Source organism: Vibrio sp. Vb1980 (assembly GCF_033338615.1).
In the GTDB taxonomy this organism is placed as follows: domain Bacteria; phylum Pseudomonadota; class Gammaproteobacteria; order Enterobacterales; family Vibrionaceae; genus Vibrio; species Vibrio alginolyticus.
Map to the genome: position 1 here is coordinate 30,282 of NZ_JAWOSZ010000018.1, position 21,226 is coordinate 51,507.

22 protein-coding genes are annotated in these 21,226 nt (G+C 45.3%); 13 read left to right on the forward strand and 9 right to left on the reverse strand.

Annotated elements, in window-relative coordinates:
• Position 1: 1 nt before the first annotated feature.
• From R7F64_RS20400 to mlaF, 5 genes are read right to left on the reverse strand one after another with little or no spacing between them, the layout of a single operon-like run.
• Complete coding sequence (locus tag R7F64_RS20400; protein ID WP_005381093.1) at positions 2-322, reverse strand: lipid asymmetry maintenance protein MlaB; 321 nt, start codon at positions 320-322, stop codon at positions 2-4.
• Positions 322-960, reverse strand: coding sequence for a phospholipid-binding protein MlaC (gene mlaC / locus R7F64_RS20405; protein WP_033907408.1), 639 nt, complete (start codon positions 958-960; stop codon positions 322-324). Before mlaC ends, R7F64_RS20400 begins: the two co-directional genes overlap by 1 nt.
• A 2-nt stretch (positions 961-962) precedes the next feature.
• On the reverse strand, positions 963-1,451 hold the full coding sequence (gene mlaD / locus R7F64_RS20410; protein ID WP_005381099.1) for an outer membrane lipid asymmetry maintenance protein MlaD: 489 nt from the start codon (positions 1,449-1,451) through the stop codon (positions 963-965).
• Between the two features lie 2 nt (positions 1,452-1,453).
• The gene (mlaE, locus tag R7F64_RS20415; protein ID WP_206949690.1) at positions 1,454-2,245 is read right to left on the reverse strand and encodes a lipid asymmetry maintenance ABC transporter permease subunit MlaE; all 792 of its coding nucleotides are present in this window, start codon (positions 2,243-2,245) and stop codon (positions 1,454-1,456) included.
• Complete coding sequence (gene mlaF, locus R7F64_RS20420) at positions 2,235-3,038, reverse strand: phospholipid ABC transporter ATP-binding protein MlaF (protein ID WP_005388422.1); 804 nt, start codon at positions 3,036-3,038, stop codon at positions 2,235-2,237. The genes mlaE and mlaF overlap by 11 nt, the downstream gene beginning before the upstream one ends.
• Before the next feature lie 374 nt (positions 3,039-3,412).
• Between mlaF and R7F64_RS20425 the strand changes: the two genes are divergently transcribed.
• The 11 genes from R7F64_RS20425 (at position 3,413) to mgtE (ending at position 12,175) form a co-directional block, all read left to right on the forward strand.
• The gene (locus tag R7F64_RS20425) at positions 3,413-4,378 is read left to right on the forward strand and encodes a calcium/sodium antiporter (RefSeq protein ID WP_005381102.1); all 966 of its coding nucleotides are present in this window, start codon (positions 3,413-3,415) and stop codon (positions 4,376-4,378) included.
• Positions 4,379-4,407: 29 nt separating this feature from the next.
• Complete coding sequence (gene kdsD, locus R7F64_RS20430) at positions 4,408-5,379, forward strand: arabinose-5-phosphate isomerase KdsD (RefSeq protein ID WP_005381104.1); 972 nt, start codon at positions 4,408-4,410, stop codon at positions 5,377-5,379.
• Positions 5,380-5,465: 86 nt separating this feature from the next.
• A complete protein-coding gene (lptC, locus tag R7F64_RS20435) occupies positions 5,466-6,029 on the forward strand; it encodes an LPS export ABC transporter periplasmic protein LptC (protein WP_005381106.1) in 564 nt (187 codons plus the stop codon).
• Positions 6,010-6,504, forward strand: coding sequence for a lipopolysaccharide transport periplasmic protein LptA (gene lptA / locus R7F64_RS20440; RefSeq protein ID WP_005381109.1), 495 nt, complete (start codon positions 6,010-6,012; stop codon positions 6,502-6,504). Before lptC ends, lptA begins: the two co-directional genes overlap by 20 nt.
• Position 6,505: 1 nt before the next feature.
• Positions 6,506-7,231, forward strand: a complete 726-nt coding sequence (lptB, locus tag R7F64_RS20445; RefSeq protein ID WP_005381111.1) for an LPS export ABC transporter ATP-binding protein — start codon at positions 6,506-6,508, stop codon at positions 7,229-7,231.
• A 50-nt stretch (positions 7,232-7,281) separates the two neighbouring features.
• Positions 7,282-8,751 (forward strand): RNA polymerase factor sigma-54, encoded by a 1,470-nt coding sequence (locus R7F64_RS20450; protein ID WP_318072045.1) that lies wholly within the window; start codon positions 7,282-7,284, stop codon positions 8,749-8,751.
• A 24-nt stretch (positions 8,752-8,775) separates the two neighbouring features.
• Entirely contained in the window at positions 8,776-9,063 is a 288-nt protein-coding gene (gene hpf / locus R7F64_RS20455; RefSeq protein ID WP_005381114.1) for a ribosome hibernation promoting factor, read from the forward strand.
• A gap of 2 nt (positions 9,064-9,065) precedes the next feature.
• A complete protein-coding gene (gene ptsN, locus R7F64_RS20460) occupies positions 9,066-9,512 on the forward strand; it encodes a PTS IIA-like nitrogen regulatory protein PtsN (protein ID WP_005381116.1) in 447 nt (148 codons plus the stop codon).
• A 14-nt stretch (positions 9,513-9,526) separates the two neighbouring features.
• Positions 9,527-10,390, forward strand: coding sequence for an RNase adapter RapZ (rapZ, locus tag R7F64_RS20465; RefSeq protein ID WP_005381118.1), 864 nt, complete (start codon positions 9,527-9,529; stop codon positions 10,388-10,390).
• Between the two features lie 2 nt (positions 10,391-10,392).
• Positions 10,393-10,668 carry an HPr family phosphocarrier protein gene (locus tag R7F64_RS20470; protein ID WP_005381120.1) on the forward strand — a complete coding sequence of 92 codons (276 nt, stop codon included), beginning with the start codon at positions 10,393-10,395 and terminating at the stop codon, positions 10,666-10,668.
• 148 nt (positions 10,669-10,816) lie between these two features.
• The gene (mgtE, locus tag R7F64_RS20475) at positions 10,817-12,175 is read left to right on the forward strand and encodes a magnesium transporter (RefSeq protein WP_005381121.1); all 1,359 of its coding nucleotides are present in this window, start codon (positions 10,817-10,819) and stop codon (positions 12,173-12,175) included.
• A 64-nt stretch (positions 12,176-12,239) separates the two neighbouring features.
• Here the strand turns inward: mgtE and pmbA are convergent, their stop codons facing one another.
• Positions 12,240-13,583 carry a metalloprotease PmbA gene (gene pmbA / locus R7F64_RS20480; protein WP_005381122.1) on the reverse strand — a complete coding sequence of 448 codons (1,344 nt, stop codon included), beginning with the start codon at positions 13,581-13,583 and terminating at the stop codon, positions 12,240-12,242.
• A 110-nt stretch (positions 13,584-13,693) separates the two neighbouring features.
• On the opposite strand from pmbA, the gene yjgA reads away from it, so the two are divergent.
• Entirely contained in the window at positions 13,694-14,221 is a 528-nt protein-coding gene (gene yjgA / locus R7F64_RS20485) for a ribosome biogenesis factor YjgA (protein WP_005381124.1), read from the forward strand.
• 89 nt (positions 14,222-14,310) lie between these two features.
• Here yjgA and R7F64_RS20490 read toward each other — a convergent pair whose 3' ends face one another.
• Together R7F64_RS20490 and R7F64_RS20495 are read right to left on the reverse strand one after the other, a co-directional pair.
• Complete coding sequence (locus R7F64_RS20490) at positions 14,311-15,273, reverse strand: D-2-hydroxyacid dehydrogenase (protein ID WP_318072046.1); 963 nt, start codon at positions 15,271-15,273, stop codon at positions 14,311-14,313.
• A 103-nt stretch (positions 15,274-15,376) separates the two neighbouring features.
• Positions 15,377-16,129, reverse strand: a complete 753-nt coding sequence (locus tag R7F64_RS20495; protein ID WP_005381128.1) for a pseudouridine synthase — start codon at positions 16,127-16,129, stop codon at positions 15,377-15,379.
• A 342-nt stretch (positions 16,130-16,471) separates the two neighbouring features.
• Here R7F64_RS20495 and R7F64_RS20500 point away from each other — a divergent pair, with 342 nt between their 5' ends.
• Positions 16,472-17,737 (forward strand): NRAMP family divalent metal transporter, encoded by a 1,266-nt coding sequence (locus R7F64_RS20500; RefSeq protein ID WP_005381130.1) that lies wholly within the window; start codon positions 16,472-16,474, stop codon positions 17,735-17,737.
• Positions 17,738-17,845: 108 nt separating this feature from the next.
• On the opposite strand, the gene rapA is transcribed toward R7F64_RS20500, so the two are convergent.
• Positions 17,846-20,755, reverse strand: a complete 2,910-nt coding sequence (gene rapA, locus R7F64_RS20505) for an RNA polymerase-associated protein RapA (RefSeq protein WP_213908218.1) — start codon at positions 20,753-20,755, stop codon at positions 17,846-17,848.
• Between the last annotated feature and the right edge of the window lie 471 nt (positions 20,756-21,226).

Genomic DNA, 21,226 nt, shown 5'->3' on the forward strand with positions numbered 1-21,226 from the left:
TTTACCCCTGATAATTCTGTATGTGTTTGGCCACTAAAGATTCAACATTGCTCAGTTGAAACAAAGTGCGCAGTTGCGCCGGCACGAAACTGAGCATTATATGACAGTTTTGCTTTTTTGCATGCTCTAATAAGTGGATTAACATCACCATTCCTGCAGAGTCGACGCGCTCTATCTCTTTTAGCGAGCATTCCAGCTCCGATTGAGCAGGTTGCCATTGCTGTGCATACGCCCACAATGAAGGCACTGTATCTCTATCAAGTGCCCCTGTTAGCTTAAGAATGTTTTGATCCAATTGCCACTGAGCGGGAGTCTGGGCCATTATTTCTTCGCCTCGAAGCGGATCGGTTCTGCGGCCAATTTTTCTAGGTCTTTAGCAACAGATAGAATACCTTCTTGACGAATTTTACTGTTCCATTCGGATTGTTTACTAGAAAGCAAACTAATGCCCTCTGCAATCATATCGAATGCTTCCCACTCACCAGACTGGTTGTCTTTACGCAGTTTAAACTCAAGTTTGATGTTTGGACGCGGAGTATCGATGATATCAACTTTAATGCTTGTAATACGCTTAGAGTCATCAATGCTAGGCTCAGGACCAAACTCAATTTTTTGGTCAGAGTATTGCGTCAACACTTGTGCATAAGACGCAATTAGGTACGCACGAAATGCATCGATAAACTCAAGTACATCTTCACGCTTAGCACCTTTTAAGTTTGGACCAAGAAGTTTTAACCCTGCATAGCGGTAGTTGACGTAAGGCATTAGCTCTTCTTCAACGATCACTTTAAGTAAATTTGGATCTTGTTTGATTTTCGGCTGTTCGGCTTTCAATCTTTCGAACGTGACTTCAGCTACCTGCTTCATCATCTTATAAGGTTCAGTTTTATCCACCTCTGCTGCTGTTGTTCCAAAGACGCTAAACACAGCACAAACTGAAAGTAGTAATCTCGCTAACATAGTTATTCCTTACTTGAGTCGTCTGAACCACCTACGCTGTATAGTACTTGACCAATTAAGTCTTCAAGCACAAGCGCCGATTTGGTGTCTTCGATGGTATCACCATCCACCAGCATGACTTCATCATCAAAAACGAAGCCAGGTACTAAACCAATGTATTGCTCACCAATCAGGCCAGATGTCAAAATTTGTACGCTCGACGTTTCTGGGAACTGATTGTATTTGCTATTGATAGATAGTGTTACAACTGGCAATAAGTTGTCTGGGTTAAGCGAAATACTACTTACTCGACCAATCACAACGCCCCCCACTTTTACGGGCGAACGAACTTTTAAACTGCCAATATTATCGAACTCGGCTTTGAGGGTATAAGTATCACCAGAGCCAATGCTTTTTACGTCAGCAACTTGAAAAATCATCACAAGAATCGCGCAAATTCCCGCTAATACAAAGCTGCCAACCCATAATTCAGTTTTACGTGTTTGTTGCATGATTAATTCCCAAACATCAATGCGGTCAGTACAAAGTCTAATCCTAGTACTGCTAAAGAAGAATGCACAACAGTGCGCGTAGTTGCTCGGCTGATCCCTTCCGATGTTGGAATAGCATCATAACCGTTAAATAGAGCGACCCAAGTAACCGTAATTGCAAACGCAAAACATTTGATCATACTGTTACCAATGTCTTGTCCTAGCTCAACAGAGGACTGCATCGCTGACCAAAAACTGCCGTAATCAACGCCTTTCCAGTCAACACCAACAAGCTGAGCGCCCCAAATTCCCACAGCCATGAAAATCATAGCCAGTAAAGGCATTGAGATAACCCCAGCCCAAAACCGTGGTGCAATCACTCGTTTCAATGGGTCTACCGCCATCATTTCAAGGCTAGACAGTTGTTCCGTTGCTTTCATTAGACCTATCTCTGCGGTTAACGCAGAACCGGCACGACCAGCAAACAAAAGTGCAGTAACAACGGGTCCTAATTCACGGAGTAACGAAAGCGCTACCATTTGCCCCAAACTGCCTTCTGCGCCGTAATCCACCAACACAACATAGCCTTGTAGACTCAAAACCATTCCAATGAACAGACCAGATACGACGATGATCGCCAGCGACTGAACACCAACAGAATAAAGTTGCTTAACAAGCAGAGGAAAGCTTCTGATCGGTTGTGGCTTAGAAAATAGCGCCCCAATCAACATGAAAGTCGCACGACCAAATGCTCCGCAAATAGAAAGCGTGCGTCGACCCAACGAGGCGACAAAGTGAATGAAGTTATCGACCATCAAATAAGTCCTTTTCGATACTTTGAGAAGGGAAACGAAACGGTACAGGACCGTCGGCATCACCTTGTAAGAACTGCTGGACACGAGGATCAGAGTTTTGAGTCAGCTCTTCTGGCGTACCATAGGCGATGATTTTTCCATCGGCCATCAGGTATACCCAGTCAGCAATACTCATGACTTCAGGTACGTCGTGAGAAACCACAATAGAGGTCAAACCTAACGCTTGGTTTAGATTGCTAATTAGCTCAACCAAAACGCCCATAGTGATTGGGTCTTGCCCCACAAACGGCTCATCGTACATGATCAAGTCAGGGTCAAGTGCGATTGCACGAGCCAAAGCAGCGCGTCTTGCCATACCACCTGAAAGCTCACTCGGCATTAATTGCGCCGCGCCGCGCAGACCGACAGCTTCGAGCTTGAGTAACACCATGGTGCGAATCAAATCTTCCGATAAATCGGTATGCTCTCTTAATGGAAAGGCGACATTATCAAAAACATTCAAATCAGTGAATAAAGCCCCTGACTGGAACAACATGCTCATTTTCTTTCGAGCGTGGTAGAGTTTTTTACGCGAGAGAGAGGGAATATTGTCGCCATCAAACCAGATCTCTCCTTGCTCGGGATACAACTGACCACCAATCAAACGCAGCAGTGTTGTTTTACCAATTCCCGATGGTCCCATAATGGCCGTCACTTTGCCCTCAGGAACATGCAGATCAATATCATCAAAGATCATGCGTTCTCCCCGTGAAAAAGTGAGGTTGTTCACGGTGACTAAATCGTTGTTCGACATATCATCTCTTCTACTGTAGGAGCGTTGCAACTCACGGAATCATCAAGCAGATACTCATCGGAGTTGAATTCTACGTTTAATAAAGTAACGTCGGTACATTTATTAGGCTGCAATCATAAGCACATTGGCGTTGAATTTAAAGCACTGTTCAATTAAATAAAGTCGAGTATATCCCTGCAATTTCTCATGGTTTATGACCGAATTAGCACGAAGTGTTTAAATCCTAGACCAGAATTGCTCATTTAAATGAGTGAGATTTACATACATTTTCGTTACTAACCTTTAATTTATTCTTCGTTTATCTTCCATTTTAGGCCGCAAAAGGTCAAAATTAGCGGTTATTCATTTTACTTATTTAATACTTAGGAATTCTCATGCTCGAAGCCGTTGCGTTGCTTATAGTCGGTCTTGTTTTGCTTGTTTGGAGTGCAGATAAACTTGTTTTTGGCTCTGCAGCGATAGCCCGCAACGTCGGTATTTCCCCGCTTGTCATCGGCATGACAATCCTCGCGATGGGCTCATCCGCCCCTGAGATGATGGTATCTGCAACCGCTGCTTGGGATGGCAAAACAGATACAGCGGTGGGTAACGTATTAGGCTCAAACATAGCGAACATTGCGTTAATCCTAGGTATTACAGCGCTGATCAAGCCTTTGTCGATTAGCTCCGCCGTCATCCGCCGAGAACTTCCACTCATGATAGCCGTAACCGTACTCGCTGGTATTCTGCTTTGGAATAGCCATCTCGGTTTTTATGAGGGTGTCTTATTGTTTGTACTCTTTGGGGCATTTTTATTTGCTATGTTGCAAATCAGCCGCAAAGAGCAAAAATCAGGTGATGTTTTTCTTGATGACCAAGAGTCAGAGATCCCTGAAGGCGTCAGTAACCCTAAAGCAATCATGTGGGTGGTTATTGGCTTGATACTGCTTCCTTTGGCAGCCAGCATGCTGGTTGATAACGCGGTAATTATTGCTAAACACTTTGGTATGAGCGACCTTGTTATCGGTCTAACTATTATCGCCATTGGCACTAGCCTGCCTGAACTGGCCGCATCACTTGCGGGAGTTTTAAAGGGTGAAGACGACATGGCTGTCGGTAACATTATCGGTTCGAATGTGTTTAACATTCTGGCGGTAATGGGGATTCCTGGCATCATTAATCCATCGGTGCTCAGTGAGTACGCGATGGGACGTGACTTCTGGGTCATGTTAGGCGTTTCATTGTTACTTGTCGCGATGTGTTTGGGTAAATCACGCAGTATTAACCGTATTGAAGGTGCCATCTTGTTTGTGTGCTTCTTAGGTTACCAAGTGTACTTATTCGCAAACATGACCGCTTAATTACCACGATCAATAAGTAGAGATCTGATATGTCCAATCAATTTGATTTTCGCGCTGCTGCTAAACAAGTTCTTGATATCGAAGTTGCTGCTCTGCAAGAGCTAGATACCTACTTTGATGATCAATTTGAAAAAGCGTGTGAACTTATCCTTTCCAACAACGGCAAAGTTGTCGTTATGGGTATTGGCAAGTCAGGCCATATTGGTAACAAGATTGCCGCCACTCTGGCAAGCACTGGGACTTCGGCGTTTTTCGTTCATCCAGGCGAAGCCGCACATGGTGACTTGGGTATGATTAGCCCTGGTGACATTGTGCTGGCAATTTCTAACTCTGGTGAATCAAACGAAATTCTGTCTCTATTTCCAGTATTAAAGCGCCTGAATATTAAGATCATCAGCATGACAGGTAAGCCAGAATCAAATATGGCCAAGCTGTCTGACTTACACCTGCAAATTACGGTACCTCAAGAAGCTTGTCCGTTAGGCCTGGCGCCAACTAGCAGTACGACTGCCACATTAGTGATGGGAGATGCATTAGCCGTAGCTCTGCTTCAAGCTCGTGGTTTTTCTGCCGAAGATTTTGCCCTATCTCACCCAGGTGGTGCACTGGGGAGAAAACTGCTACTTAAGTTGTCTGATATTATGCACTTTGGAGAAGCGTTACCTAAAGTTTCTCCTGACGCATTAATTCGCGATGCCCTGCTTGAAATTTCAGAAAAGGGGTTAGGCATGACAGCCATCGTCGATGAGCACGATGCTATGCTTGGTATATTCACCGATGGTGATTTACGTCGTACCTTAGACAAGCGTATCGATATTCATACGACGGCAATTGGCGAGGTCATGACGACAAACCCAACCACAGCACACCCTGATATGCTGGCGGTTGAAGGTTTGAACTTGATGCAGAATAAAAACATTAACGCTCTGATTTTATGTAAAGACGAAAAAATTGTGGGTGCACTGAACATGCACGATTTACTAAAAGCTGGCGTGATGTAATATCAGCACAAACATTTAAATCATTTATTAGACGAATAAAGGCAATGGTCAGGGAAGTACTGAGCTAAACGATAGGCCTTCATTATATGAGTTTTACTCGCCTTATTTATTTGCTCTTGATCTTCGTTGTAGCGTGGTGCGGTTATTACCTACTAACCCCTAAAGGCAACGACGCAATTCAAGTAGCACCAGATTCTGAACTGCCCATGTTCAGTGGTTCTGGATTAGAAAACATCACCTACGGTGAAGATGGTGTCCGCAGTTACATCATTCGCTCCACTAACTTAGACCATTATGCTAAGAGTGGAGATACTATTTTTAATAACCCGACTTTGATGGTTTACCGTGAAGGTAGCGTCATTGAATGGAAGGTGACTGCCACAAGAGCAGTGTTAGATGAAGACCAAGTTTTGACTTTATATGACAAAGTCTTAATGCAAAATCTTCTGCCTGGTGCGAGTTTTGATACCATGGCAACAGACAAATTGGTCATTAATCTAACCAATCGTGATTTTAAAGCTGACCAACAAGTGATGTTGGTTGGACCACAATTTGAAACTACTGGAGGCGCAATGCAAGGCAACTTAAAACAGCATACTGCGACTCTGACAGATGAAGTTCAAGGTCGATATGAAACCGTTACACCTTAGCCTACTGGCACTGGTATTGGCGGCGCCTCAAGCGCTGGCACTCAAGTCGGATACTCAACAGCCGGTTTACATAAACTCTGACACCCAACAGGTGGATATGAAGAGTAACCAGGTTGTTTTTGAAGGCGATGTATCTCTTAAGCAAGGGAGCATCAATATCGATGCTGATAGAATCGTGGTAACTCGCGATCCTAAAACCGAAGCAATTAAACAGATTCAAGCATTTGGTAAACCTGCGAAGTTTTCTCAGCTGATGGACGATGGTAAAACACTTAGTGGTCAAGCTACGGAGTTGGATTACCGTATTTCTACAGACGAACTGACCATGAAAGGTCAAGCGCAGCTGGCGCAAGACAACAACACCATCAAAGGTTCTTCGATTCGTTACCAAATTGGTAAACAAAAGCTAGTCGCAGATAGCTCTAAGGAAGAGCGCGTTACGACCATTTTGCAACCCAATCAGATAGAGAACTAATATGGCAGTACTGAGTGCGAAAAACTTGGCGAAAAGCTACAAAAAACGCAAAGTCGTCACTGATGTTAGCTTAGAAGTTGAATCTGGTCAGATTGTTGGGCTGCTCGGTCCAAACGGTGCGGGTAAAACCACCTCGTTTTACATGATTGTCGGCTTAGTACCTCGCGATGAAGGCACCATTACCATTGACGACAATGACATCAGTATTTTGCCGATGCATAGCCGTTCACGACTTGGCATTGGCTATCTTCCGCAAGAAGCGTCGATTTTCCGTAAGCTTTCAGTAGAAGATAACATCATGGCCGTACTTGAAACTCGTCAAGAAATGACGAGGGAAGAGCGCCAAGATAAACTGGAAGATTTGTTGGAAGAATTCCACATCCAGCACATCAGAACCAGTGCTGGTATGGCACTATCAGGGGGTGAGCGACGCAGGGTGGAAATCGCTCGCGCTTTAGCAGCCAACCCTCAATTCATTTTGTTGGATGAACCTTTCGCAGGTGTTGACCCAATATCGGTTAATGACATCAAGAAAATCATCGAGCATCTACGCGATCGCGGCCTCGGAGTGTTAATCACTGACCATAACGTGCGTGAAACACTGGACGTATGCGAAAAAGCCTATATCGTAAGCCAAGGGCACCTAATTGCATCGGGAACTCCGGCAGAAGTTCTCAATAATGAACAGGTGAAACAAGTTTATCTCGGCGAACAATTCCGTCTATGATTATATTAGGAACGGTAAGATTCTGAGCATTACAAGGTAAGTAACACTGAATGAAACCTTCATTACAACTCAAGCTAGGTCAACAGTTAGCCATGACGCCACAGTTGCAACAAGCGATTCGCTTACTGCAACTGTCGACACTCGATCTTCAACAGGAAATCCAAGAAGCCTTGGATTCAAACCCATTATTGGAAGTTGAAGAAGGCCAAGATGAGCCTCTAGCAAACGGTGAAGATAAATCAGCGGTCGAGGCTGCTGATAGCAACAGTGCTAACGAACCAGCAGACATTGACGTTCCAGACAGTTCAGACGTAATTGAGAAGTCAGAGATCAGCTCTGAACTTGAAATCGATACCACTTGGGATGACGTCTACAGCGCGAATACCGGTAGCACTGGCTTAGCTCTTGACGATGATATGCCCGTCTACCAAGGCGAAACCACGGAATCATTGCATGACTACCTAATGTGGCAGCTTGACCTGACACCATTCAGTGAAACCGATCGTACGATTGCATTAGCGATTATTGACGCTGTTGACGACTACGGTTACCTAACCCTATCTCCTGAAGAAATTCATGAGAGCTTCGATAACGAAGAGATTGAGTTAGACGAAGTAGAAGCCGTTCGTAAACGCATTCAACAATTCGATCCTCTTGGCGTTGCATCGCGTAACTTACAAGAATGTTTGTTACTGCAACTGACGACCTTCCCAGAAGACACGCCATGGCTTGCTGAAGCCAAAATGATACTTGCGGATCATATTGATCACCTAGGCAACCGTGACTACAAGCTCGTCATCAAAGAGACTAAGCTGAAAGAAGCCGATCTGCGTGAAGTCTTAAAGCTTATCCAACAGTTAGATCCTCGTCCAGGTAGTCGCATCACTCCTGATGATACCGAGTACGTAATTCCAGACGTATCCGTTTTTAAAGACAATGGCAAATGGACCGTTTCTATAAACCCGGATAGCGTGCCAAAATTAAAAGTAAATCAACAATATGCTCAATTAGGCAAAGGTAATAGCGCGGATAGCCAGTACATCCGCAGCAATTTGCAAGAGGCAAAATGGTTAATTAAGAGCTTAGAGAGTAGAAACGAGACGCTACTCAAAGTTGCAAGATGTATTGTTGAACATCAACAAGATTTCTTCGAGTATGGTGAGGAAGCCATGAAGCCAATGGTACTCAATGATGTCGCTTTGGCTGTGGACATGCATGAATCCACGATTTCTCGTGTAACAACGCAAAAATTTATGCATACACCACGTGGTATTTTTGAATTGAAGTACTTCTTCTCTAGCCATGTTAGTACTGACAACGGCGGAGAATGTTCGTCAACAGCAATTCGTGCACTCATTAAAAAACTGGTCGCAGCAGAGAATACTGCCAAACCACTGAGTGATAGCAAGATTGCTGCTCTTCTGGCTGACCAAGGGATTCAGGTCGCAAGACGTACGATAGCCAAATATCGCGAATCCTTGGGAATTGCCCCTTCAAGTCAGCGTAAACGCCTATTATAAGGCACTAACTGAAAAGGAAAGTCTATGCAAATCAATATTCAAGGCCATCACGTTGATCTTACCGATTCAATGCAAGACTATGTAAATTCTAAGTTTCAGAAGCTCGAAAGGTTCTTCGACCATATCAATCAAGTGCATGTTGTACTAAAAGTTGAAAAAATTACTCAAATCGCGGAAGCTACGCTTCACATAAATCAAGGCGAAATCCACGCATCAGCCGATGACGAAAATATGTATGCCGCGATCGATTCGCTGGTAGATAAATTGGTTCGCCAACTTAATAAGCACAAAGAAAAACTAAACAGTCATTAATCATGCAACTGAGCGAAATACTGTCATTGGACTGCACCAAAAGTGCGGTCCACTGCACGAGTAAAAAACGCGCCCTTGAAATGATCAGCCGTATCGTGGCTGATCAAACGGGCCAAGATTCTACCGAGCTGTTCGAATGCATGCTCAATAGAGAAAAAATGGGCAGTACCGGTATCGGAAACGGTATTGCGATCCCTCACGCGAGAATGCAATCAAGCGACAAGGCCATTGCTGTCTTACTGCAATGTGATGAAGCAATCGAATTTGATGCGATTGACAATCGACCTGTCGATCTTCTTTTTGCGCTCCTTGTACCAGAAGAACAGTGCAAAGAGCACCTCAAGACTCTATCCTCTATGGCAGAACGTCTGAGCGATAAGCAAGTATTAAAACTACTGCGTAATGCTCAGAGTGATGAAGAACTTTACGACATCATGATTCACCAATAAGCAGGACTAACTCCATGCGACTAATCGTTGTTAGCGGGCACTCAGGTGCCGGTAAAAGTATTGCGCTTCGTGTACTGGAAGACTTAGGTTACTACTGTGTTGATAACCTGCCAGTTAACTTGCTGGACGCATTTGTTCATTCTGTTGCTGACAGCAAACAGAATGTTGCAGTCAGCATTGATATTCGCAATATTCCTAAAAAGCTAAAAGAACTGACGAGTACACTAGAACAGTTAAAAACTGAGCTTGATGTGACCGTGCTTTTCTTGGACGCCAATAAAGAAACGCTACTCAAACGCTACAGCGAAACACGCCGAATTCACCCGTTATCTTTAGGTGGCACCTCCCTCTCGCTCGATCAAGCCATCGAACGTGAGAAACAAATTTTGACGCCACTCAAAGCGCATGCAGATCTGGTCCTAAATAGTAGTGGGCAGTCTTTGCATGAATTGAGTGAAACCGTGCGTATGCGCGTTGAAGGCAGAGATCGCAAAGGGCTCGTTATGGTATTTGAGTCTTTTGGTTTTAAATACGGCCTGCCTTCCGATGCCGATTACGTATTCGACGTTCGCTTCTTACCTAACCCACATTGGGAACCAGCACTACGCCCGCTTACAGGTCTGGATGCTCCTATCGCCGCATTTTTAGAGCAACACCAATCGGTGTTAAGTTTGAAATATCAAATTGAAAGCTTTATAGAGAATTGGTTACCTCTGCTTGAGAAAAACAACCGCAGCTACCTGACCGTTGCAATCGGTTGTACTGGTGGTAAGCACCGCTCGGTGTACTTAACTCAGCAAATCGGTGAATACTTCGCCAACAAAGGACACCAAGTACAAATTCGCCATACCTCACTAGAGAAAAACGCTAAGGAGTAGCCGTGGAGTTAAGTCGTAAAGTATTGATTCAAAACCGCCTTGGCTTACATGCTCGTGCAGCAGTCAAACTGGTCGAACTGGCACAGAGCTTTGAAGCGGTCATCACCATCGACAATGAAGAAGACAAAACCGCCACAGCAGACAGCGTAATGGGCCTGTTAATGCTAGAGTCCGCTCAAGGACAATACGTCACGATCCACGCAACGGGTGGGCAAGCGGAAGAAGCACTGGATGCCGTTTGCCACTTGATCGAAGATAAATTTGATGAAGGCGAGTAGTTTACTCGCTTTTTTCTTACCTCCCATTATCTTTCTCTTCCCTGACCTAATAAATAAATTTGCTTAGTATCATAAGTTGTTATTAAAAGGCGCCTAGAATTAAGTTATTATTCAACGCATTGTAAATATCAGGAATTGGGAGGAATGAATGGCAGAGCAAATTGAATTCGACCAAGCTCACCAAGCCCTCCAAGAAGTCACAGAAGCGCTAGAAAATGGCCGCTTCGTCCATGTTCGTCGTCAATTACAGGACATGGAACCTGAGGATATCGCTCACCTTTTAGAAGCCTCCCCACGTAAGAGCCGTGAAGTTCTTTGGCAACTCACCGACCCTGAAGATTATGGTGAAATCCTTGACGAGCTGAACGAAGACGTCAAAGACAGCCTCGTATCCAAAATGGCACCAGAAGCGCTTGCAGAAGCGACAGAAGGCATGGATACCGATGACGTGGCTTACGTACTGCGTAGCTTGCCTGACAACCTGTCACGCGAAGTCCTGTCGCAAATGGACTCATCTGACCGCCTACGGGTCGAAACCGCCCTATCCTACCCAGAAGACACCGCGGGTGGACTGATGAACACCGACGTCATCACAATTCGTGGTGACGTAGATGTGGACGTAGTTTTGCGTTATCTACGTATGAAAGGCGAGCTTCCAGAAGCTACGGATGCCCTGTATGTGATCGATGAAGAGAGTAAGCTCATCGGTGAACTGCCGATCACGACGCTTATTACCACTCAGCCAGACGTAAAAATCATTGATGTAATGGAAGACGCGGACGAGGCCATCACCGTCGATACTAGCGACTCAGATGTTGCGAGTCTGTTCGAACGCCGTAATTGGGTATCTGCACCTGTTGTTGATGAAAACTTGCATTTGGTCGGTCGTATCACCATCGATGACGTGGTTGACGTTATTCGTGAAGACGCGGAACACTCGATGATGAGTATGGCGGGTATGGACGATGACGAAGATACTTTCGCGCCTGTTGTAAAATCAGCTCGCAAACGCAGTATCTGGCTTGGCGCTAACGTATTAGCCGCCCTTGCTGCTGCTTCCGTTTCTAACATGTTTGAGGCCACATTAGACCAAATGGCCGCCATTGCGGTATTGATGACGATTGTTCCGTCCATGGGTGGTGTCGCTGGTAACCAAACCGTCGCACTAGTGATTCGTGGTCTTGCTCTTGGTCATATCGGTGACTCAAACAAACGCGAACTGTTAATGAAAGAAGCCTCGATCGGCTTACTTAACGGCATCATGTGGGCGCTGATTATTGGTGGTATTGTTGTTGCTTGGAAAGGTAACTGGATGCTCGGAGGAATCATTTCCGCCGCCATGCTGACCAACTTATTGGTCGCAGGTATTGCCGGAGTAACGATTCCAATCCTATTGAAAAAAATGAACATCGATCCCGCTTTAGCTGGTGGTATGGCATTAACAACAGTGACGGATGTGATTGGTTTATCTGTCTTCTTAGGGCTTGCCACAATACTGATTACCTAACAGCAAAAACGAAAAAGCCTGATGAACACATCAGGCTTTTTTGATTCTGAATTGCTAGAAAAGCTTATTCACCCGCCACTTTCATGGTATCCAGTAGGATAGAGCCCGTTTGGATTTGTGAGCGCGTTTCAATATCACTACCAACCGCTACAATCTTGGTGAACATGTCTTTTAGATTACCTGCGATGGTAATTTCTGATACTGGGTATTGGATCTCGCCGTTCTCAACCCAGAAGCCTGCGGCACCGCGAGAGTAATCACCCGTTACCACGTTCACACCTTGTCCCATAACCTCTGTCACTAGAAGACCAGTACCGAGCTCTTTAAGCATTTGCTCGAAGTTTTGGCCTGTCGACTTCACGTACCAGTTATGAATCCCACCAGCGTGACCTGTCGGCGTCATCTTCATTTTACGTGCGGCATAACTGGTTAACAGATAAGTTGCTAGCACACCGTCGGTAATGATCTCACGGTCTTGAGTGTACACACCTTCACTATCGAATGGACTTGATGCCAAACCACGCAATACATGCGGACGTTCTGAGATATTGAACCATTCAGGAAGCACTTGTTTGCCTAGATGGTCAAGTAAGAAAGAAGATTTTCGGTACAGGTTACCACCGCTGATCGCCATAACGAGATGGCCAATCAAGCCTGTCGCAACATCAGCCGCAAACATGATTGGGTATTGACCTGTTTTTAGACGCTGCGCATCTAAGCGGTTAACCGTATTCTCTGCCGCCTTACGACCCACCGTTTCTGGGGTCCATAAGTCATCACGATGACGTGCCACGGTGTAGCTGTAATCACGTTCCATCTCGCCGTTTTGACCAACGCCAATTACACAACAGCTAGTACTATGGCGGCTAGACGCATAACTAGCTAATAAGCCATGGCTATTGCCATACACTTTCACGCCGTAATGACTATCATAACTCGCGCCATCACTTTGTTTGATTGCACTGTTATAACTTAGCGCCTCTTTTTCTGCTGCAATCGCCACATTGGCAGCATAGTCTGGATCGGGTGCGTCAGGGTGGAAAAGATCAAGCTCAGGGATATCTTGCACCATGTATTCTTTCGCTGCAGGGCCTGCAAATGGGTCTTCAGATGTGTAATGTGCAATATCTAGCGCCGCTATAACGGTTTGCTCGATTGCCGCTTCACTTAAATCAGACGTGGAAGCACTGCCTTTGCGTTGACCTCGGTAAACGGTAATGCCCAGCGCACCATCGCTGTTGAACTCGACATTTTCTACTTCACCCATACGAGTTGAAACACTTAAACCAGTGCTTTTAGTAATTGCGACTTCGGCGGCGTCAGATTTTGCCGATGCAAGCTTTAAGGCTCTTGCGACGGCTTGCTCTAGCTCGGTACGTTGCTCAGCAACCTGCTGTTTAATATCCATTGTCTTTCACATCTTGTCTTTGATGAACAATAGGATAACAAGAATTTCGCTTTCTCCCCATGATTCTTGTTAAAATAGTCATAATATTAATCAAAACACAGGCAACTGAAATGGCACGTAAGAATCAAAAAGCGCCATGGGAACCAGAAGAAGAGATCATCTGGGTAAGTAAATCCGAGATGAAGCGAGACATGGAAGAACTGCAAAAGCTAGGTGAGGAGCTTGTCGGCCTCAAACCTTCAGTTCTAGAAAAGTTTCCATTGAGCGAAGATTTGCGAGAAGCAATTGCTGACGCGCAACGCTTTAAAAATGAAGCGCGTCGTCGCCAATTGCAACGTATCGGTAAATTGATGCGTTACGAAGATCCAGAGCCAATCCAAGCCGCACTGGATAAAATTCGTAATAAGCACTCTCAATTAACGGCGGTATTCCACAAACTTGAAGCGTTGCGTGATCGCGTAGTGGAAGAAGGTGACAAAGCCATTGATGACGTAATGGAAATGTACCCAGAAGCGGATCGTCAGCGTCTACGCCAACTTGCTCGCCAAGCAGCGAAAGAGAAAAAAGCTGGGAAACCAGCAAAAGCGTACCGCGAAATCTTTCAGATCCTTAAAGGTCTAAACGAAGAAGAGTTTTAATTCGAGGGCTCACGCAATGAGCATTCGATTTAAACGCAAAAAGCAGACGTCAATGTCTGCTTTTTTTATCTTTGGTTTTACAGTCAGCGTTACACTAAGCGATTAACGCGGTCTCCGCGATCGAAAGCGTTAATGTTCTCAATCAGGATTTCCGCTAAACGTTGGATAGATGAGTCGCTGCCCCATGCAACATGCGGTGTCAGTAACAAATTAGGTAAACTCATATTGGCAATCAGCGGATTGCTCTCATCAGCCGGTTCTTGTGTAAAAACATCAAAACCAGCCGCTGCAATTTCTTGCTGTTTTAAGGCATCCACCAGTGCGCTCTCATCCACCAAACCTCCACGCCCTGTATTAATCAAAATGGCGTTGGACTTCATTTGTTTCAACTCTGCTTGACCAATTAAATTCTGAGTATGATCGTTGAGCGGGCAATGCAAAGTCAGCGCATCGGAGCGTTTTAATACTTCCTCAAACGACACATAACCTGGTCTACATTCTGCCGCCCCTTTACGCTCAGAAAACAAGACGGTCATTCCTAACGCATGAGCCAGATTCGCCGTCGCTTGCCCTAGTGCCCCGCTACCAACAACACCTAACGTGCTACCACCAATATCCCCGATTGGGTGCGTAAAAAAACAAAACTGCTGGTTACGCTGCCACTCACCTGCGGCAATATCTTGGTGGTACCCAAATAAATTCCGTCTTAAAGCGAATAACATTGCCATCACGTGCTCGGGCACCGAACGCGTCGCGTAACCACGTACATTAGCAACCGCAATATCATGATTAGCACAGTAGTTCACATCGACGTTGTTAAAACCAGTTGCGGCAACCGCGATCATCCGTAATTTTGGTAGTTGCTCTAATACATGTTGGTCAAGCAGGACTTTATTGCTAATCACGATATCGGCATCTGCTAACCTTTCTATTACCTGCCCAGGCGCAGTTAGGTCGTACTCACGCCAGTGGTGCGGAAAGCTAGGTCGTGGGATCTCAATATGTTCTGGGATGGTCGCTCGATCTAAAAATACGATGCTTGGCAAAGACATAACAACTCCTTGTTCACGGCTGAAAGACAGGATACATCAACCACAGTAACGAAATAGCCAAAAATAGCGAACTAGAAAGAACCGCTGTTGAGTGCAATTGGCATTAAGGGTGTGGCAACGTTTTATAATCAGGCAATGTACGCTCTGGCGAAAAATAGTTAAAGATCATCGCCTCGGCTTCAGAATAAAAGTCACAGGGTACAAAAATACTGCTCAGCTGATCCGTAGCTGGATGATAAAAACTTAGCTCCGCAGCGTGCAACTCTAAACGCTCTGAAAACTGATACGCCTCTTCGCTTGCATAAAACTCATCACCCACAATCGCATGACCAATCGCCATCAAATGCACGCGTAACTGATGCGATCGACCAGTAATGGGCAGTAGTCGCACAACGGTTGTATGGGTGCCATCAGGGTGCACTTCACGCTTCACTACTTGGAATAAAGTTTGAGATGGTTTGCCGTCGTCAAAACATACTTTTTGTCGTGGACGATTTGGCCAATCACAAATTAATGGAAGATCAATATTCCCTTCTTGCGACTCAACATGCCCCCAAACACGTGCGTAATACACCTTGTGAGTGAGGCGATATTGGAACTGCTTTTTTAATGCTCGCTCCGCGGGTTTGTTTTTCGCCAGCAACATCAACCCTGATGTCGACATATCCAAGCGATGCACAACTTGAATTTCTGGATGCAACTCTTTGAGGCGGCTCCACATGCTGTCGTAATGCTCTGCAAGGCGACCAGGGACAGACAGCAGCCCTGATGGCTTATTCACTGCCAGAATGTCGTCATCCTCAAAAACGATATCAACCCAAGGGTCGGTGGGAGGGGTATATTCAAGCATTGCCATGGGAGATCTCTACAAAATAAAAACGCCGCGATTATATACCCAAATAGCACCCAGATGCAGGATTCTGAAGAAAAGTTCAACCCAATAAAACAAAGTCAATCCTTTAGCATAAAAACTAAAAATAGCACGTTGTAAATTTAGTTTGACAACAAGACGCATAACTGAATAGAGTGCTAGATGCACACAGCATGATATTCGCAAAGAATACTTAAAATAAATACATCAAAACACAGCATTTAAAAGACATTACCGTTGCGCAGTATAGGGCGAGCGCTCAGTTTGTCATGTACTGCGGTATGTATCTCTTTAGAAAGATACATAAGATAAAAAGGACAATAAGCAATGGACTCCGCCGTTATAGATAAACCCCAATCCAAACTTTCCTTATTTTTTCGTTCACTAGGCCCCGGCATATTAATGGCATCTGCTGCGGTCGGTGGCTCTCACCTCGTGGCATCAACCAAGGCTGGTGCGATTTATGGTTGGCAATTGGCTGCACTGATTCTGCTCGTAAACCTGTTTAAATACCCTTTTTTCCGAGCGGGCGTACAGTACACCATGGGGACAGGGCTCACCTTGGTTGAGGGCTACGCGAAATTAGGTCGGCCTTATCTATGGCTATTTCTATTTCTTAGCGTGGTATCGGCCGTCATCAATACCGCCGCTTTGTTGATGTTTAGCGCTAGCTTGCTGGGCTACTTCATTCCGTTTTCACTATCAATGGCATCACTCAGCATCATTGTGATTGTCACCTGCCTGATCATATTATTTGCTGGCCATTACAAAGCGCTCGATACGCTATCTAAGGTGATCATGTCGGTGTTAACCATCGCGACTTTACTCGCTGTTTCTATCGCCTTTGGTAACCCTGTTGAGCAAGTAGCCAACTTCGAGCCGCCGTCACCTTGGTCTATTGCGGCTATTGGTTTTATCGTCGTGACAATGGGGTGGATGCCTGCACCGATAGAGATCTCCTGTTTAACCTCAGCGTGGCTAAAACGCCAATCAAGCCAGCAAGAAGTAACATACCGCTCTGCTCTATTTGACTTTAATGTCGGTTATATTGGCACGGCGTTTCTTGCCATTATCTTTGTATCTCTAGGCTCTTTGATGCTTTATGGTTCTGGCGTTGCGCTTGAAAGCTCTGGCGTTGGCTTCTCCCACCAATTGGTTGGCTTATATGCGGCAACGATTGGCGAATGGTCTCGTTACTTAATCGCGGTAATTGCGTTTTTCTGTATCTTTGGCAGCACGATTACCGTTATTGATGGCTATTCGCGCGTTATTTCGGATTCTCAACGCCTACTGCGCTCACAACCAGACACTAACCCTAAAACCACTTCAGCGATCATGCTGGTAGTCTCCTTACTTGCATTAGGTATTGTGGTTTTCTGGGCTTCTGCGTTATTGCCTATGCTGAACTTTGCGATGATTCTCGCCTTTATGACCACGCCATTCTTTGCTCTGCTAAATTACACCTTAGTGAGCAAAACTGAGTTACCTGAGCCTTTGGCTGTTGGACCTAAACTAAAGTGGTTGTCGATTGCAGGCCTGATTTACTTGTTTGGCTTCTTGGCTGTATTTATCTGGTGGAAGTGGTTGATGTAAATGAGATAGCTATCAGTGATTAATGCATTCCGCATAAAGAAACTAAACCGTAAATAAAGAAAAAGGTCTTCAACTGAAGACCTTTTTTAATGAGCAATAAATACTTACTTAGTTGTGGCTCACCACAATCAAACGCAGCGAGTCGAGCTGAACCTGAGCTTGGTTGATATAACCAGTAAGCTCTTTAATTTGTGCGTCGATAGCTTCAATTTCTTCGTCACGAATATTTGGGTTCACCGCTTTCAGTGCTTGCAAACGCTCAAGTTCTGCATTCAAACTATGCTGCATATCTTGATGAGCTTGCTTGCGTACTTCTTCGACCTTCTCTTCAATAAGAACATCACCAGCTTCAATTAAGCGGTGTACGTCTTTCTGTACCGACGTAACCAACTTGCTACCTAAGTGACGGTTTACAGGGCTGAGCTGGCGGTTAAAGCTTTCAAACTCCACTTGAGCAGACAAATCATTACCACGCGAGTCCATCATTAAACGGATTGGCGTTTTCGGTAAGAAGCGCGCGATACCACTGCGTTTTGGCGCTTGCGCATCTACCGCGTAAATCAACTCAAGAAGAATAGTCCCGACTGGTAACGCTTTGTTTTTCAATAGAGATACCGCAGACGTCCCCACCCCTTCACTCATAAGAAGATCGATACCACCCTGGATCATTGGGTGTTCCCAACTGATAAAGTGCATATCTTCACGAGATAACGCTGTATCACGATCAAACGTGATCGTCGCTCCTTCGTATGGCAGACCTGGGTAGCTTGGCACCATCATGTGCTCAGATGGGGTCACAATCAGGGCGTTTTCACCTTTATCGTCTTGATTCAGGCCAATCGTGTCAAAAAGAGAAAGTGCGAAGGTGACCAGATTGGTATCGCCGTCAGTTGATTCAATTTTCTCAACGATTTGTTGTGCTTTTTCCCCGCCATTCGAATGCATTTCTAATAGGCGATCACGGCCTTGCTCCAATTGGGATTTCAGCTCTTTATTCATTTTTGCTGACGCTTCAATGATCTCATCTAGCGTGCTGGTATCACCAGAGGCAAGAATTTCAATCAGATCATCGGAGTACTTATCGTAAACAGCACGGCCTGTTGGGCAGGTTTCCGCAAAAGCGCTCAGGCCTTCATCGAACCAACGTGCTAGGATCGCTTGCGATGTGCCTTTCAGGTAAGGAACATGAATGTCGATATCGCGATTTTGACCGATACGGTCCAAACGACCAATACGTTGCTCAAGCAAGTCTGGGTTAAATGGCAAGTCGAACATGACAAGTTGGTTGGCAAACTGGAAGTTACGACCTTCAGAGCCGATTTCGCTACAGATAAGAACTTGTGCTCCACCTTCTTCTTGCGCAAAGTAAGCCGCCGCTTTGTCACGTTCAAGAATCGACATACCTTCGTGGAAAACGGTGGCGCGGATACCTTCACGCTCACGCAGTGCTTGCTCCAATTGCAGTGCGGTACTCGCACGAGAAGCAATCACGAGGATTTTCTCGCTGCGCTTCTCTTTTACTTTTTCAAGCAACCAATTCACACGCGAGTCAAACTGCCACCAGCTCGCGTCATCGCCTTCAAATTCTTGGAAAATTTCTTCCGGGTAAAGGTTCTTCATCGCACGTGCTTCAGAACTCATCTTACCGCCAATCATTCCAGCAACACGCATTGATGTAGTGTATTGCGGTGGAATATCCATTGGCATCAGATGCACGTTACGCGTAGGGAAGCCTTTGATGGCCGCGCGCGTGTTACGGAACAAAACACGCCCTGTACCATGACGATCCATCAAGTTATCGATCAGCTCTTGGCGTGCCGACGCTTTAGCTTCTTCGTCCGCTTCACTTTCAATAATACGGAAAAGTGGTTCTACGTCTTGTTCAGACAACAACTCAGTGATCTGGTTTTTTGCTTCATTAGGTAGCTTTTCACCGGAAAAGAGTGAAGTAATCGCATCTGCTACGGGCGCGTATTGCTCTTCTTCCTCAACGAATGCTTCGTAATCATAGAAGCGGTCTGGATCCAACAAACGCAGACGAGCAAAGTGACTCTCACGACCAAGCTGCTCTGGCGTTGCAGTCAGTAGCAACACACCTGGAGTACGTTCAGCCAAGCCTTCTACCACTTGGTATTCACGGCTCGGTTTATCTTGGCTCCATTCAAGGTGATGCGCTTCATCGACAACCAGTAGGTCCCATTCACCTTCCAGTGCTTGTTCAAAACGCTTGCGGCTCTTGCGTAGGAAATCCAAAGAACACAGCACATATTGCTGAGTATCAAATGGGTTTTCTGCATCCGCAAACGCTTCGATACAGCGCTCTTCGTCAAAGATAGAGAAATGCAGATTGAAACGACGCATCATCTCAACCAGCCATTGATGCTGCAGTGTTTCAGGCACCACAATCAAAATGCGTTCGGCACGACCAGACAGAACTTGTTGGTGGATGATCATACCCGCTTCAATGGTTTTACCCAAACCTACCTCATCCGCCAACAAGACGCGTGGCGCGTGACGACGGCCAACTTCGTGCGCGATGTAAAGCTGATGAGGGATCAAACCTGCACGCATACCGCATAGGCCACGCATTGGGCTCTTATGCTGCTCAAACTGGTTGGTTAGCGCACGGTAACGCAGAACAAAGTTGTCCATACGGTCGATTTGACCGGCGTACAACTTATCTTGAGGTTTGTTAAAACGAATTTGGTTGCTAAGGAAAATCTCACGCAGAACAACAGCGGTTTCTTGCGTGTCTTCACGAGTACCGAAATAGGTGTAAAGACCTTCATCTTCCAGTACTTCTTCTACTTTTAGAGACCAACCTTCTTGGCAATCGATGACATCCCCAACATTAAAGGTGACTCGGGTAACAGGTGCATCGTTACGTGCGTAAACTCGGTTTTCCTCTGACGCTGCAAACATCAATGTCACAGTACGAGCATCCATTGCTACAACGGTACCTAAACCTAAATCGCTTTCCGTATCGCTAATCCAGCGCTGCCCCAAAGCAAATGTCATGAATTGACTACCTCGTTATTAGTTCTTGATTCGTATTTCTTGTTGGTCTACTCATGCCCGTAGGCACGGATAATAGTTTAGATCTGATTCTGGCTTCTGCTATGCCGATAGCATTCGTCATTCCAGTATGAACTGAGTATTTTTTAAGCCAGCTCAACATGATAAATCGGACGTAGCCTATACGCAGAAAAAGGTCGCTAATCTTACTTGAAGCTGTGATTTAGGTCACGCCGAAACCGCACCAAGCAGAAACTTTTTTTCCCAAACTCTAAATGCAATCAAATTGTAAAATACTCATGCCAATTATTAAGTTGTAGAACGTAAATATTACGTATACTTCTAATGAGGGGCGTTTAAAACCATTGCATATGATTTAAGCGCGTTAGTACACGATTAGGATCAACACGGGTTTGCAGTAAGTTGTCTTGCTACTCGGTTGCACACTAGCCGACATCAGCCCGACAACCTCTA